General features: G+C 39.3%; 14 protein-coding genes. 7 read left to right on the plus strand and 7 right to left on the minus strand.

What is annotated here, in order from left to right; all coding sequences use genetic code 11:
• Nucleotides 1-80: 80 nt before the first annotated feature.
• From QNM16_RS16560 to QNM16_RS16585, 6 genes are all read right to left on the minus strand, one after another.
• Nucleotides 81-1,610 carry a PepSY-associated TM helix domain-containing protein gene (locus QNM16_RS16560; protein WP_284021531.1) on the minus strand — a complete coding sequence of 510 codons (1,530 nt, stop codon included), beginning with the start codon at nt 1,608-1,610 and terminating at the stop codon, nt 81-83.
• Between the two features lie 10 nt (nt 1,611-1,620).
• Nucleotides 1,621-1,872, minus strand: a complete 252-nt coding sequence (locus tag QNM16_RS16565; RefSeq protein WP_284021532.1) for a hypothetical protein — start codon at nt 1,870-1,872, stop codon at nt 1,621-1,623.
• Nucleotides 1,862-2,197, minus strand: a complete 336-nt coding sequence (locus QNM16_RS16570) for a hypothetical protein (protein ID WP_284021533.1) — start codon at nt 2,195-2,197, stop codon at nt 1,862-1,864. Before QNM16_RS16570 ends, QNM16_RS16565 begins: the two co-directional genes overlap by 11 nt.
• 39 nt (nt 2,198-2,236) lie before the next feature.
• Entirely contained in the window at nt 2,237-4,678 is a 2,442-nt protein-coding gene (locus QNM16_RS16575) for a TonB-dependent siderophore receptor (RefSeq protein ID WP_284021534.1), read from the minus strand.
• 107 nt (nt 4,679-4,785) lie between these two features.
• On the minus strand, nt 4,786-5,703 hold the full coding sequence (locus tag QNM16_RS16580; protein ID WP_284021535.1) for a DUF4880 domain-containing protein: 918 nt from the start codon (nt 5,701-5,703) through the stop codon (nt 4,786-4,788).
• The gene (locus QNM16_RS16585) at nt 5,703-6,194 is read right to left on the minus strand and encodes a sigma-70 family RNA polymerase sigma factor (RefSeq protein ID WP_284021536.1); all 492 of its coding nucleotides are present in this window, start codon (nt 6,192-6,194) and stop codon (nt 5,703-5,705) included. The genes QNM16_RS16580 and QNM16_RS16585 overlap by 1 nt, the downstream gene beginning before the upstream one ends.
• A gap of 273 nt (nt 6,195-6,467) precedes the next feature.
• Here QNM16_RS16585 and QNM16_RS16590 point away from each other — a divergent pair, with 273 nt between their 5' ends.
• The 3 genes from QNM16_RS16590 (at nt 6,468) to QNM16_RS16600 (ending at nt 9,518) form a co-directional block, all read left to right on the plus strand.
• Entirely contained in the window at nt 6,468-7,550 is a 1,083-nt protein-coding gene (locus QNM16_RS16590) for a hypothetical protein (RefSeq protein WP_284021537.1), read from the plus strand.
• 692 nt (nt 7,551-8,242) lie between these two features.
• Nucleotides 8,243-8,422 (plus strand): hypothetical protein, encoded by a 180-nt coding sequence (locus QNM16_RS16595; protein WP_284021538.1) that lies wholly within the window; start codon nt 8,243-8,245, stop codon nt 8,420-8,422.
• 454 nt (nt 8,423-8,876) lie between these two features.
• Nucleotides 8,877-9,518: a YitT family protein gene (locus QNM16_RS16600; RefSeq protein ID WP_284021539.1), complete on the plus strand. Its 642-nt coding sequence runs from the start codon at nt 8,877-8,879 to the stop codon at nt 9,516-9,518.
• 135 nt (nt 9,519-9,653) lie between these two features.
• Here the strand turns inward: QNM16_RS16600 and QNM16_RS16605 are convergent, their stop codons facing one another.
• Nucleotides 9,654-11,003 carry a hypothetical protein gene (locus tag QNM16_RS16605; RefSeq protein ID WP_284021540.1) on the minus strand — a complete coding sequence of 450 codons (1,350 nt, stop codon included), beginning with the start codon at nt 11,001-11,003 and terminating at the stop codon, nt 9,654-9,656.
• 751 nt (nt 11,004-11,754) lie between these two features.
• Here QNM16_RS16605 and dpgA point away from each other — a divergent pair.
• Genes dpgA through QNM16_RS16625 form a run of 4 tightly spaced genes read left to right on the plus strand, consistent with a single transcriptional unit; the run spans nt 11,755 to nt 15,679 of the window.
• Nucleotides 11,755-12,858, plus strand: a complete 1,104-nt coding sequence (gene dpgA / locus QNM16_RS16610; RefSeq protein ID WP_284021541.1) for a 3,5-dihydroxyphenylacetyl-CoA synthase DpgA — start codon at nt 11,755-11,757, stop codon at nt 12,856-12,858.
• Nucleotides 12,859-12,875: 17 nt separating this feature from the next.
• Nucleotides 12,876-13,571: an enoyl-CoA hydratase-related protein gene (locus tag QNM16_RS16615; protein ID WP_284021542.1), complete on the plus strand. Its 696-nt coding sequence runs from the start codon at nt 12,876-12,878 to the stop codon at nt 13,569-13,571.
• 18 nt (nt 13,572-13,589) lie between these two features.
• The gene (locus QNM16_RS16620; protein ID WP_284021543.1) at nt 13,590-14,861 is read left to right on the plus strand and encodes an enoyl-CoA hydratase/isomerase family protein; all 1,272 of its coding nucleotides are present in this window, start codon (nt 13,590-13,592) and stop codon (nt 14,859-14,861) included.
• A gap of 11 nt (nt 14,862-14,872) precedes the next feature.
• A complete protein-coding gene (locus tag QNM16_RS16625; protein WP_284021544.1) occupies nt 14,873-15,679 on the plus strand; it encodes an enoyl-CoA hydratase-related protein in 807 nt (268 codons plus the stop codon).
• The last annotated feature ends 62 nt before the right edge of the window (nt 15,680-15,741 follow it).

A 15,741-nucleotide genomic window follows, 5' to 3' on the forward strand; every position in this document is an offset into this window, starting at 1 on the left:
GTATTGAATTGTTTAATACTAATCAATAATTAGCCCGCCGAGCAACATGGTACATTGACGGCGAGCTAGGCATTAAGATGTTACTTTGTGGTGCCTTTGTTGTAGTGCCTTGCTATTAATAGGCATAGTATTGCCATCGCAGTTAGCGTGCTATTGACCCACCATATCGCTTTGTCGGCCAGTAATAGTGGTTGTATGGCCAACATGCCGTTGAATAGATCATAGGCGGGTGCAAATAAAAAGAGTAAAGAGGCCATTATTAACTGCTGGACCATGACTTTCCTCGGCGCGTTTTTAACAAACGCATGGAGCATGGTAAAAAGCCAACTGAGGTGAAACACCGGCACAAGTATGTTTTGCATCGCAAAGTGCTCAGACAAAAATCGCGTTACAACAAAGCACATGGCGACTGAGATGAGTATGCCGCTAGAGAGGGCTATGGTCATTGCACTGACAAAGCGCAAACCTACTTTACTTTGTTGGCGGTTTTTTGCCCGCTTTTCTAACCAGATCAGGTTGCCTGTTAAAATCAAATAACAGCACGCGAGGCCCATTAAAAACATTAAAAAGCGCATGAGATCTCCACCAAACGTCCCGTAATGTAGCGCTTCAAATGTTGCCGCACTGGCCAGCGCTGGATTATGCTTGATGATGTCGCCACTCAGTTGTGTAAAGTCATCTAACGCAAAGCGCAGTCTGTGGTACTCATGTAATGAACCGGGTTGGCGCAAAATCACTTCAACGTGAGCGGCTTTATCTGCCATACCATATGAAAATAGATAGGTGAGCTGATGCGTTGGGTAGCGCTTTTTAATGTGTGATAACAAGGCATCATATTGTTGCATAGGCAGTGTTAGGCCACTGGGTGTATGTTGTATTTCATCCGGTTTGCCAAGTGCTTTATCCAGTTCGATAAAGTTGCCATTAAATGCTGCAAACCCAAAGCCGGCTTGAAATATTAAGGCAAGATTGAAATAGACGCCGGTTAGTGCATACATAAAGGTATAAGGAAATGCGGTAACTCCAATCAAGATATGACCATCGAGGTATTTATCTTTGGCTTTGTGAATCCGATATTGATAGTAATGACTGATGATTTTTTTTAGGTGGATGAGCAACCCTGTCAGTAATACCACAAAAAAGATCAGAGTAATTATCCCGACCAGTTCAAAGCCAATTTTTGGAATATATAAGTGGTAGTGCATGCGATAAAGCATGTCGGCAAGAAAAAACTGATTGCGATCGAGGTCGAGTAAACGTCCATCATCGGCGGCAAAGCTATAGTTTACATATTGTCGTTTACCGTCTTGTGTAGCGAGAAAAAATACCGTGTAAAACGGTTTATTTTCGCTGGGTAAATCAATGCTGACTCGGTCATTGAAGCGAATGTCATAGCCAAGTCCTTGCAACTTATCAATGACGTGACTGACGGGGATTTGCTCTGTGGGCAAGGCTTTATGAAAGTTATGAAATCGGTCCCATTGATGAATTTCAGCGCGATAAAAGGATAGGCTGCCACAGACAAATATAATCATGAGGGCACCTGAGATGATCAAGCCAAGCCAAGTGTGCGCATGGGTGAGGTTTTTTAAAGTATCTTTAGAAAACATGAAGAAACCATTAAGTGAAAAAGGCTGTTAGATAAATGAGCATTGCGGGCGCAATGCAATACAAGCCGCGAAGCCATGCAGCTTTGGAGCTGCTTGCGCCATAGCAATATGTCATGATGCATGCCCAGCCAGTTAACCCAACAGTCATGAAAAAAGCAGCAGAAATGGCGCTTAAGTCACTATAAAAGTGGACCAAGCTACTAGGGAGTAAAGTGATGGTTATTAAACCGCAGATGAAGCCCGCAAATGTTTTATGCCACATATAAGCCTCCAAAAACAAAGTGCAATGCGATGGCAATCATCACTACAACAACCAGACTTGGCCAAACAGCGTGATTAAAGTGGTGAATTAAAAAAACCGGTGCCGCGAGGGCAAACATACTTAATAGTAGGGTATAAGTAAGTGCGGCACCGATTGTCATACCTATTTGCACAAAGCCCCACACAGCAAGCTGGCAAAGGATCAGTGCAAATAGGTGTAGCAATAGGCGTCCAGATAAGGGGCGTGATAGCCATCGTTGTCGTGTGCTTGTTGCGTAGTAAAGTACGCCACACAGCCATAAACTGGGCAGTAAATAATACATCATGATAGTCACGTATTGGCGGCTTTCGCCGCCTTATTGTTATTAGAATTTATAGTTGGCGTTGATGACCCAAGTACGTGGGGAGCCCGCTTTTTTAGGCACAAACCCGTATGTATCGTAGTAATACTCATCTAGTAGGTTGCGTACATGTACCTTCACATCAAGTTGTTCGGTAACTTGATAACCAAGGTGAGCTGAAATAAGGGTTTCGCCTTGCTTAGTATCAGCCAGTGAACCACGTCGAGTCCCAGCGGGTAGTCCAAGGTCAACACCACGAGGTGCTAATACGTTGACTGTGGTGTCATCGTTCCACTGTAGGCCAAGGCCTGCTCGCCAATCATGGTATTGATAGATTGTGTTTAACTTCAGTAACTTACGTGGAGCTTCTTTGTTGACGTCTTCACCCTGTTGATCTTCTAGAGAAAACTCACTGTAACTGGCGTTAAGTTGCCAGTTTTCGGTGATGTTTCCTGCTATTTCAAGTTCAAAGCCTGCAGAGTTCGCTCCGTCTACTTGACGGTATCTGATGGGGGTAGAGTTTGCGTATTCAGGAATGGCTTCAGCGACGTTTTTCAGTAAAGTATCAAATGCGGCAAAGTTGATATTAAATTTATCGTCAAAGAGTGCCAGCTTTAATCCAAGCTCAATATTTTGACCTGTTATGGCTTCAATTGGATCTAGGTTACCATCAACCAAGCCAGGTTGTGGCTTGTATGTATCAGTGTAACTTGCATAGATGTTTAAAATGTCGAGTGGGCTGTATACCAGACCTAAATATTTACTATCACCCTCATCAGAAGACGAAGAGGCCGAGTGACCTTGCCAAGAAGTATAGTTTTGATTGTTTTGTTTGAATTTATAAAACTTAATACCAGCAATCACATTGATCTGATCATGCACATTAATGTTAGTACTCAGGGCTAATGTTTCTTCATCGACGGCTTCTAGTCTGTCTATGATTTTTTGATTGATGTTTGGCGCTTTTATTCCTTGAGCAGGATTTGAGTCGAACAGGCTTGCCATTGGATAAAAAGCACGACGACCTTCTGGTGTTTCCTCCTCGTACGTTAAATTTGTATATTCTGTTTCGTTATTTAAGTAAGTAATGTTGATCTGGTGCTCGCGGTCAAACAATTCAACTCGGCCAATTGCACTGGCTGTTATGGTCGTTACTTCACCCTCGTCAGCAAACAGTGAGTCAATTCCAAATAGGCCAAGTCCTGTTTTAGGATCTGCTGATGATGCGAAATAGGTGAAAATGGACTCTAAATCATTGGTACCGTGATAAATTGCACCATTGAGCTGCCAATCAAGGTTGAGTTGGTGGGAGATTTTAAAAGTGTACCCTGTATGCTCTCTATTTTGAAACGCATTTGGCGAGGCGAGGTTGGTTGACGCAGGCAACTCTATACGGCTGCCATCATTATAAAAAATAGGCACTCCCCAATGCACGCCATGGTGATCAAGCTTTTGGTGATGAAGTGTCAGAGCAGCTTCAGTTTGCTCTTGTGCGCCAAAGTAGCCGTGAAACTGAGTGTAGAAAACCTGCTTTTGAGTGTTTTCTCGATCTACATAGGTATCACCATCTTCAAATACTAAGACAACGCGTGCTGCATATTTACCATCTTCGGTTAATGCACTGCTGGCATCAAGCTCTGCGCGTTTGTGGTTGAAGCTACCAAGCTCGGCGGAGACATTAAGTAAACGTTCGCGTGTTGGTTTTTTAGAGATAAGGTTTACGGTTGCTGATGGCTCACCTGCACCCGCCATTAAGCCAGCCGCACCACGAAGTACTTCGACTGAGTCATAAACGGCACTGTCCAAGCGAAACTCTTGGCCTCGAGAAAAACCAGCAGGCATACCGTCTTTTACATATTCATTGACGTAAAAGCCACGAGAAGAGAAAAGCGTATTGTCAGAAGCACCATATTTATAACGATAAACGCCTGCACTATTATTGAGTACATCTTCAATATTATCTAACCCATAATATTCGATAAAATTAGCATCTAAGACTGAGATTGACTGAGGGGTTTCTCTAACCGACAAATCTAGTCCTGTTGGAGAGGAGCTACGCTCAATTGGCTGACCCAATATCTCTATAGTCTCGATGGCTTTCACATGCATATCTGGTAATTGTGCAACAGACTCTCCAGCATTGGCATCATAGATGACATAGCCAGTCTCTGTTTTTGCAAAGCTAAGCCCAGTGCCAGTCAATAGTTTAGTGATAGCTTGCTGCACGCTTAAGCTGCCTGATACTTGACTACTTCTAAGGTCTTTACTCAGCGTACCGTTGACTGAAATTGAGGTACCAGTTTGTTCACCTAAGTCTGATATGGCTTGATCAAGAGAGCTAATCGGTAAATCTAACGTGTATACTTGGTTATTTGCCATGGAATACATTGGAGAGGCGAGTAGTGCGCCTGAGAGGCTAGCAGCTAGTAAGCTAAATTTGAACGACTTTATGGGCTGAGCAAGCATGATTTTCCTTAGTTTAAAATAATGTGTCACTCTCTATGCCCCTTGAGCAGCCTAAATCTGCCAATTTTTTTCAAATTATTTTTAATTTTTTCTCATGACTTTGATTTTTATGATTTTTTATTAATTACTTGCCAAATGTTCGGGACGCCATTGAGTGTCAGTTCAGGGAAAGTACTCAGTATTTGCGACAGGATTTGTTTGGGGTCTGTCAGCGAAAAAGTGCCGCTAATAGGTAATTGGGCAGCAGCTGGGGCAACTCTGATGTTGCCGTGTAAGTAACGAGAAAGTTCGGCAATGAATTGCTTAAGCGGCATTTGAGACACACTGAGCATCCCTTTGGTCCAACTTGTCATGTGCCTTGGTGTTTCAATAATTTGTACACCGCTTTGGTCGGCAATGAGGGTATGATTTTTATTTACGGTGTAATGTTTTCCATTGGCAACAATATCAAAATGCTGATTCAGAGCGCTAAAACGCATTTGCTTGGCTTCATCAAATAGAACGAACTCATCACCAGAGTTAGCATTAAAGTAGCAGTGGGGGCTAGAGACGATCATAGCCATTTGGCACACAATATGCGCTTCACCATATTTGAGCCAAAGCCTGTTCGCATCTAAATTTACGGCGCTGTGCGTATTTAGGGTTACTCTGGCTTGCGCTAAGTGCGTTAACTGTAGTTGTTCACCAACTTGAGCGTGATGGTCTGCTAAATGTGCGCTGATCCCTAGCTCTTTTTGATAACGCCAAGCTAGCCAACTGGATATAGAGAATGCAGCGATAGACTTCAACATATCACGGCGGCTTTTATTTGCTTTGGTAATCGTAGACAGTGATTGCTGAGACGAAAGTGGTAAGTTTGCAAAGATTTGCTGCGAATGTGTGACTTGTTGCCAAGCTTGTTGATGGCAATCATGTTCGTGCAACCATTGCTCAAAGTCTTGTTTTTGCACAACAGATAAAGGTGCTGTCTCTTGCTTTACATACCACTCAATGGCCTGCTCAAGGGCGTTGTGATCTTGCTGCATTATTGGTTTTGTACCTCAATACAGGCAAGTACCGCTTTACACATTGCTTTTTGTACCATATTGACCGTGATCTGTAATTGCACTGCTATGTCTTTATACGCCAAGCCATCAATTCGGGCCATAATAAATACTTGTTGTTCACGCTTGGGGAGTTTTTCTAAAACTTGTGCTAATTGCTCTAATATATCCACGATTTGTTGCTGCGTTTCAGGGCTAGGTGCCGTATGTTGTGGCTGTGCGGCAAGCGTCTCTATATAGGCTTGCTCAATAGAAAGTCTGCGCCAATGATTGTTTACCAATCCAGTTGCTAAAGTGGTTAGGTATGCTTTGGGTGAGTGTATTTGCTCAAGTGCATTGCGCTTTTGCTTATTTAAAATCCTGAGAAAGGTATCTTGGGCAATATCTGCAGCTTGAGCTTGGCAGTTTAACTTCCTATATAAAAACTGCTTTAACCATAAATGATGATCTTGATATAAAGATGCTACTTGCAAAATAACTCCCTCGCCACTCTCAATGGGAATAAAAATTGTTCGCAATTATAAGGTTTAATGCAATATAAGCAAGGGGCTGTGATTCTAAACGTTAACACATGCTAATAACGCTTTAATGTCTGAAATCTATAATTTATAGGGCTGGTTAATATGATTGTGCAATGATATAGCATGATGACAGCGATATAAGTTACATATGTTACGGTACCATATAGAGTAATTGAGTTTACAAAGTGGCATCCTATTTGACTTGTGTTATGATTCACGAACGCAATGCAACATAGTTCGATTAATATGGTTAATAATAGAGAAGATTTAATTTTAGCGACTTTGAGCAGTAGTCAAAAACTTCATAGTGAAAATTTTGAATACAAATCTCTATTTTTAAATTCGATCGCACCAGATGAAACTAATGCGCGCTTTCTACCGAGTGTGTTTATTGAAAATGAACATGCTAGGCAGTTTACCGAGCGAAAGTTATCAAAGAAGCAGCTAGTTGATCTATACGATGCAGAAGGCCAAGTAATAATAGGCAAAGACTGCATCGTTAACTGTTTAAAATATGCCTCTAGTGATTGGAAAAAAGCAAATCAAACAATCGAATCTATCATTGAGCTTGGTGAAAACATCTCTGTTTCTGAGGTTATTCAAGCGCCAACGGTATATCCTTTAGATGGAAATAAGTATCAAATTCTAACAGGGCATAGAAGGTTTTTTGCTCTGATTTTTACTTATGGTCTTGATCATGCAGCTCAATTCAAAGTGTATGACTCTAAACCGTTGCTTTATAAAGTAAAGCAGTTTCAAGAAAATGCGAGTCGTGAAGATTTACCGCAGTATGGAAAACTTCAAGCCTTTTTATCAGCAATGCATGAGATTGACGGTATTGACCAAGCAAGGCTTAAAATCGGCGAAAAGAAAATGACAGTTCGAGACAAGGCAAAAAACCTTGGTGTCTCAATGGGCGCATTTGATAACTATAATGTACTAACTCGTTACTCTGAAGTTATTCAAGCTTATGAGAAGGGGTTAAGTGCATCGTTTGTTAAGGTTAAAAAGGTCATCTTAGAGTGCGAGCAAAACTATAGAGAACTGCATGATAAGAAAGTACTTAGTCTCGGTGACAAGAGGCAGATCGGTGAGCAGATTGTTGCTCGGTTGTCAGGTAAAAATACTGCGAGCAAAACAAGTAAAACTTATCACTTGAAGAAAATATCTCAAGTCGATGTGTTGAAAAAGCTGCTATTTATGGATGTTTCAACATTAGAAACTGATATTGATTGGACCTCATTAAACTGGGAAGATCATGATCAAGTAAATAAAGCGCTTGAAAGCTTATTAGAAAAACTAACTTAGTTTCACCTATTTGTTAGATTGAAAATACTTTAAAACCCGATGTTTTCAGAATATCGGGTTTTTTATACGCACCTCTAAAATACTGAGTAAACGTAACAGATTTAGTCTAAATTAATTTTTCAACTTTGCTTATTTATTCCATGCGCTTATTAGCAAAGCACTGGCTTTGGGTACCTCTTAGATACTGTGCTCTGAGAGTGTAAACCTTCTGTTTCTCATGCTTGTTATTTTATTTGTAGTTTATTGCGTTATTTGAAATTTTTTGGTGGTATGGCTAGCAGCTTAATATAAATTTCAAGAGACAGAATTCATCGAAAAGAGAAATGTAAAAGAAACCTCAATACTTTTCCATAAAATGAAATAACGCGCAATTTAAATGAGTGAGACTAGAGTAAAACTATTATGTAAGTTAAGTTTTCATTTATTGTTAACATGTTATTTCTGAATTTTTGTTTAATTTTTTCTATTTAATTCAGTTTGTTGAGTTTTTTTATTTATTTATTATTTGTGAATTTTCAGTTTTTGTAATTTAAAATTCAAGAATGAGCTAAGTCTTTTAAAAGTGGATTTTTATTGTCAATTATTACCTGTAAATTATTACGTGATTCATGTTTTTCGTGGAATGTTTGCTTCTATCCCAAAATCAATTGTGTTACTTTGTTGACCAGATTAGAGCAATGGGTAATAGTCATATGAAGAGTAACAATGCATATTTTGAAGACGAAAACTCTTTTTCTCAAAGAGAGTGTGAGTTAATTAGGCGCGCCTATTATCAAGGCTATTTGCGTGGTAAAGAGGATGGTGTAAATGGTGTTCATATGAGCAGTCGAATTATTGAAAATAATGCGCTTGCTGAATCATTTGGAGGCTAAAACACAGTTAGAAACAGAATGAGAGACAAGGTAATCTTTGACTGATTTACATGTGCCATTTATTAATTGGATGTTTATCAGGAGAGTAGTATGAGTGGCAAAGAGTCAATTCAATTACCCAAAAAAATTAAAATACAGAAAGTGGTTTTTGGATATATATTACGTTGACCAATGTCGATAATTTAATCGGCATTGGCTATATAAAGATAAGATAGGCTTGAGTAAATTTTTCCGGTTATACCTTAGTATATTGGCATCTCTTCATTTTTATCGACACAAATAATATCTCCTCCTTATTTTTATCAATCTTGCCAATATAAAATAGCAGCTATAAAAATAAGGTATCGTTCATTCTTGCAAAGAGGCTTTTGTGAAGGGCTATCATTTATAGCTAACTTCTGATAGCTTTATTACTCAATCGCTTTCTTGTAACTTTTTAGATCAATAAGTGACTATGCTAAAAGCCGTAAAGCCTTTATTTACTCATAAAATGCCATTATTCGAGTATATGCTTTTAAGTTTTGGTTCTTTATGCATTGCTATGAGTGTGATCATATTTTTTAAACATGGACATATTGCTGTCGGTGGCCCTATTGGTTTATCTATTCTGCTAAAAGAAGCATATGGCATCAATTTGTCTTTGAGCTATTTGCTCATTAATATTTGTTTCTTTATTATTGGTTATAAAAAGTATGGCGCTGCTTTCTTTATTAAAAGCATGTACGCTACTGTGTTTGTTTCATTGAGTATTCACCTTTTTTCTTACGTTTTTGATTTCAAGCATTTAGATTTACATATCTTTTTGGCAGCTATTTATAGTGGTGTATTGTTTGGGGCTGGAGTAGGCATTGTTATTGTCGCAGGAGGCTCTCCCGGGGCATGGACTACGATGGCGAAATTGATATCCTCATTACTTGGGACAAATATAGGCATAGTGGTCTTTACTCTAGACATTACAATTATCTTATTACTCAGTTTTGTTGGCTTAAGTTGGTATGCTATTTTTTTAGGTATGGGCAGTCTGCTGGTTAGTGTTGTGGTCATTGAAGTATGTATTTATGGTCTGGCTAAACTAGCCACGCGCTCTTCGTGTTAATGTTGTTTAGTATCTTATATATGAACTTTAGGTATGAGCTGATTGCACAAGAGTATCGCTTTAAAGTACATTAAAATATGGTTCGAAAAAGGAGCTGCCTCTCAGCAAGCTCCTACGAAGGGTAACCGTTTTAGATTATTGCTCTTCATAAACTAGAGCAACAATACCTGTACTGCCATTGACGATACCGTCATGTTTATCTAGTTCAGCCATTTTTAACATGCTTCCACCATAACCTTCGCCAAATGAAAATGATCCCCATACAGGCGTGAAAGCACAGTATTCATTATCTTTAGTAAAGCTATAACACTCTATCGACTTGCAGACTTCCTGTACGACGAAGTTGCCAGATTGCAGTGCTTCTCCCAATGATGTTTGCCAATCGCCTTGACTGGCATATTTGCCAAGAACGGCATCTTTACCCTGAAAGCCAACTCTGGGTTTGATCACAAAAGAGTCTTTGTGTTGTTCTACTAATTCGAGTAAATCATAGTCTTTACCACGATATGTGACTTCACCTGCGATGAGATTTTTTGTCCAAGGAATGCACTCAAGCACTAACTTATTGTCAGCTTCAGAAAAGCAGTTCCTTTCAGCCAGCTCTCTTAACAAACCTAAGTTCCCTTTATCCGAAAGAATTTTAAGTCCAGCATGATCAGGCGTGAAGATTTTGCCATCAGCTAAGGCTTTACACACTTCTGGCGTAAGTTTCTCGTTTGCTTCTAGAAGTAAAACAGAGTCAACACGTTGCTCTTTATAGATTAACTCATTATCAACATAGTGCAGAGTATCAATAGTATCAGTATATACTTTTACGTCTTCGATCCCTGTTGCATGGAATAGAAGAGAGCTAAAGAAATCGATAGAGATTTGTCTTATGTCGTCAGGTATGGGGTGAGTCGAGACAAGAAATACAGATAATTCTTTATATTCTGGTTTAGTCTTTTGGAGATTATCGATGAAGTACTGAATAAACTCGTTTTGAAAATTAGAGGTGTAAAAATTGTGTTCACTGAAGAATTTTGAGTGCTGGGCTTGTAAAGCCAGATCGAAATATTGGCATTCTGTGCCGCCAATTGCTGAGCCAAAATTTACTTCTAATACTCGAAAACCTTGCTCAGTTAGAATTAGGTCAAGGCGTGTTGTGTTTTTGTATTTTTGCGTATTGTTTAAACTCAACCTTGCTTCATCAATGCTGGTGTCACAATAATATTCACTGAGTTTTTCTTCATCATTGTTGAAATATAGGCTTGGGATCAATGTGAGCAGGTGAGAAATTCTGTCGCTAAGCTGGCTTAGTTGCTCTGAATGGCGCTTTGAAATTAATATCGGCCATGAGCTCACCTCTGCAGACCAGCCTTGAATTGCCTCAGGAATACGAGGGTCGGTTTTATCTATGATGGGTGCTATGTCATTGGCACTTGCATGGAGTTCTTTATATTTATTATGTAAAAAGAGATTTTTCTCATTGAACTTAAAGCTCATGTGGTTTTCCTCAATCAGATATTTTTATATTTATAATACAAGCGCTAAATCATCAGAGCGTGTGAAGGTTATGATCTTCAATAGGCATTTCGAAACGAAGAAAAGTTCTAACAGCTCCTTTAAGCTGATGCCGCCTAGTCATTGTGTGGCCATAGTGTGACACTTTTCGCAGTGATAGAGAGTTGCGTGCACAATGCGCTTATTTTCAATAATAGCGAGCAGAATTTATCTGACCTTTGAGGTGATAACAAGTGTAAGATATTACAGATATCTCATGAGGAGATTATGGCTCGAATAATATAAATCATTTGTTTTTTAGTTTAAAAGTATGGTTTTTTTTATTGATTTTTGTTTTTTCTGGTTCTTTAAGGTTGGTTTTTTATCGTGTTTTTGAGTGTCTCACGCGTGAGATTGGCAAGTTATCAGCTTGATATAATCTGTCATATTATTTTGGTAGTGTCTTCACGAATAACTGAAAAGTTCACCTTTTTTATAAGTTAAAATTAGCATTGGTAAGCTTGTTTATGTCATTGCAAAATAAGGAAAAAAACGGTTTTTATTGAGCTGTTTTCAATTTTGTTTAGGATGTTTTTTTTATCTTTTTTTTGAGGATATACGGGCATTTAAATGTTTTTTGGACTTTATTTTATGGAGCTTGACAGTGTTGTATTAGTAAGGTTACTTTAATTTTAGTAATCCATCGTCTGATGGGTTTAGTTCACAAAATACTAAGCAAACAGGATATAATCCCATGAAGGAAAATGCTGCTAAGCATTACTCTGTTCCTTGGCCTGTTTCTGATGATTTTAGCGATTATCCAACAATACTCGGGGTTGGAACCGCTACAGCTAGCCAAAAATATACTCAGCATGAAGTTGTTGAGTTGTTTGGTATTGAAGATCAACGGAAACGTGCAATATTTACGAATAGTGCAATCAATGAACGAGGTTTAACTTTACCCGAGCAAGCAGAACATGTAGAAACTCAAGCGGAACTGATAGCAAAACACAAACGACAAGCTGTCACAATGGGCGCAGAGGCGTTAAAGAATTGTTTGGATAAAATTGGTGCAACAATTGATGACATAGAGTTTCTCTGTTGCGTTACTTCCACGGGTTTTTTAGCACCGGGTGTGAGCGCGTTAATTTGTCAACATTTATCAATTCCGATCAACTGTCAACGTCTTGATGTAGTTGGTATGGGTTGTCATGCCGGTCTAAACGGTCTGAATGCGGTAAGTCGTTGGAGTAAGGATAATCCCGAGAAATTGGCTATTTTGCTCTGCGTAGAGGTTTGCTCCGCAGCTTATGTAATGGATGAAACCATTCAAAGTACGGTGGTAAATAGTCTCTTTGGAGATGGTTCCAGTGCCGCAGCATTAATGAGATCTAAAGACAGTGAGTTAGTGTATGCAAAACCTAAAATAAAGAAGTTTTCGAGCTTTTTATTACCCAATAGTTTGGACGTGATGAAGTATAGCTGGGATGACGAGCACGGAAAGTTTAGCTTTTACCTTTCCAAAGATGTCCCCTATTTAATCGGCCGTCAAATAGAAACTATTGTCGGAAAGCTACTTGATGAGTTACCGGTGAAACAGAGTGAAATTGATCACTGGATAATTCATTCTGGCGGTAAAAAAGTGATTGATTCAATCAAGATCAACTTGGGTCTTTCCCCTTATGATGTCCGCCATACATCGAGTGTATTAGGGGATTATGGCAATGTATCGAGTGGGTCATTTTTATTTTCACTAGAGCGACTGTTAGCAGAAGGCGTAATCAAAAGTGGGGATAAGGGTGTAATGATCACTATGGGACCTGGCGTCACAATTGAAAGTGCATATATCGAATTTTAACAGTGTGGTGAAAAAAAATGGAAAGTAAGTTAGTAAATAATATCATAAAGCAAACTCTTGTTTTGCAGCCTGATACAAACTCAATCGGTGAATGTTTAAATCAACTTAATCGCTTTTTTGATGACATTGAGTCAAGTGAGCATAGTATTATCATGCATATTGATGTGGTCACAGAGAATGAACAGTGGCTGCCTGCTCAAATTGAAGAAATGAGTACACTATACCCTAAGTGGGAGAAGTGTATCGGACGTCTTGAAAAGCTTAAAAATGTTAAGATTGTCTCATGCCCAAATAAAGTTTCTCAATTTGCACTAGAGCTATTGTTTGTTGCAGATTATAGAGTTGCAAGCAATCAGGCAGGATTAAACTTAGCAGCTGCTCAGTTTGATATTATCCCAACAACATTTATTTATCGTGCAGCGCATCTATTAGGTGATCAGCAAGCTAAAAAGTTGTTTTTGTTTGGTCAAAGCATTACAGCGAATGAAGGCGTTAATATCGGGTTATATGATGAGTTATCTGACTCAGCAGCAGAAGTAGTGGAACGAGTAGTTAACACGCTGACACCTACATTGCTGAATCAGTTTTCTATCCGTAGAAGGTTAATTGCTGACAGTCATAACCAAAGCATTGGTGAAGCGTTAGGCTCTCATCTAGCAGCTTGTGACCGTTTATTTGCTCTTGGTGAAAATGACTTTAATAAAGCTAGTTAACAACCATACAGGAAGCATATGGAAAAGCAAACAGAAGCAACAGAAGCTTTGATGGTTGACGCAGATTTAGATGTATTGTTTGAGCATTTAAACCACACTAAGCGTACCTTGCAACAAGAAGCATCTAACTCAATAGAATGCGATATTGTTGCAGATGAAAGAGCGAAGCTAGTTGCACATTATTATAAAATTCAAGGTGAACATCTGTTTAGGAAACTCTGTCAAGCTGATACTAAGCCATCAAGTCTGTCAGGGTGGATTAGTGCTGCAAAACAGCTCACTCCAGCACTTTTCTTCGAAAGTACTCAAACAGAGCAGGCAAATTCACAGCAACAAATGTGGGCAGACAAAGATGCAGCAATGTTTGTGCATCATATTTTGGCATCTTCTTTTAAAGAGGTATTCACATTAAGCTTGTTGCAACCTTCACTAAAAGCGCGTGAGTTATTAGATGAATTTGAGCGCAATAAAGGCGTGCAGTTATCTAAAATACACGTCACGGTTGAAAATGAAGTTGCGACAGTCTCATTCCTCAATAGTGACTGCCTTAACGCTGAAGATGATATTTTAGTGTCAGATCTAGCAGTTGCGGTAGATCTCGTTTTGTTGTCAAATAGCGTCAGAGTCGGGGTGTTAAGAGGTGGTGTAGTACAGCACCCTAAATACTCTGGCAAAAGAATTTTTAGTGCAGGCATAAATTTAAAGTACCTAGCGACAAAAAATATTTCTTACGTTGATTTTCTGCTACAGAGAGAGTTTGGTTATATTCACAAACTAGTTCGAGGGTTGAGAATTGCCAACGGAGCACATTTTGATGTTGTAGAAAAGCCTTGGTTGGGCGTGGTTGAGTCATTTGCAATTGGCGGTGGAATGCAGCTGTTACTTGCGTGTGATAAGGTCATTGCAGAGCAAGATAGCTATGTTTGTCTGCCAGCCGCAAAAGAAGGGATTGTCCCTGGTGTGGCTAATTTAAGACTGGCTAATTTGATTTCGCCAAAGTTGGCTCAGCAAGTGATTTTACATGGTAAAAAAGTAACGACCAATGACGTTCATGCGCCATTGCTATTTGATGAAGTTCATAGCACCCAAAATATGGACTCGGCAACTGTTGAGGCTGCAGCTACATTAAATAGTGAAGCAGTTTTGGCTAATAGAAAAATGTTACGAGTTGCTTTTGAACCTTTAGAGCAGTTTATGTCTTATATGTCCGAGTTTGCACTAGTGCAAGTGGAAAGAATGTATAGCCAAGATGTACTAAAGAAATCAAGCAAATTTGCAAACAGTAACTAAAGGTATAAATAATGAGGCTGTCATCAGGAAAAATACTATTTTCCAATGAAGGAGGTGTTGCTCAGATCACACTCAATCGCCCTGAAGTATTGAATGCTATGGACAGTGAAATGCACTTAATGATGTCTGATATATGGAATTACATTCGAACAGACTCGAAAGTGAGAGTGGTGGTGATAGAGGGCACTGGGGGTCGCGCTTTTAGTGTTGGCCAAGATCTCAAAGAAAGTAGTAGTTTGGCCCAGCAAGATCAAGCATCGACTTATGGAAGTAAAGGTAGACCCGGTCATCCTAGGTTTACACAAAGGTTTGATATTAATAAACCGGTTATTGCAAAAGTTGATGGTTATGCATTAGGTGGAGGGTTTGAGTTAGCTTTGGCTAGCGATATTATTATTGCATCAAGCTCGTCTACTTTTGGGCTACCTGAAGTAAAGAGAGGCCTTGTACCTGGAGCTGGTGGCGTATTTAGAATGATGCGCCAATTTCCCTGCAAACTGGCCATGGGGTACTTGTTGACAGGGAAGCACTTGTCAGCTCAAGTTGCGCAGGAGTTTGGTCTTGTTAATGACGTTGTTGACTGTAAAGAACTCGATGTAACAGTTCGAAAGTGGATAAATGCTTTGCTAGAAGCATCACCTTTGGCTATTGCCTCCGTTAAAGAAGCAGCATACAAATCAATGGATTTATCTTTGCCTGAGTCATTTGTAGAGAGCTTCAGTGAAGAATCAAACAGAATGAAGGGACAAGATCATATTGAGGGACCCAGAGCATTTATTGAAAAAAGGCTACCTAGCTGGTGTCAATCAACGGAGTAAAAAAACAGAATGAAAGAAACATCCCTATTTCCAGTAAGGTATAAAAAAAGTTTTTCTATAAC

It is taken from the genome of Pseudoalteromonas umbrosa, assembly GCF_030125375.1.
GTDB lineage: Bacteria > Pseudomonadota > Gammaproteobacteria > Enterobacterales > Alteromonadaceae > Pseudoalteromonas > Pseudoalteromonas umbrosa.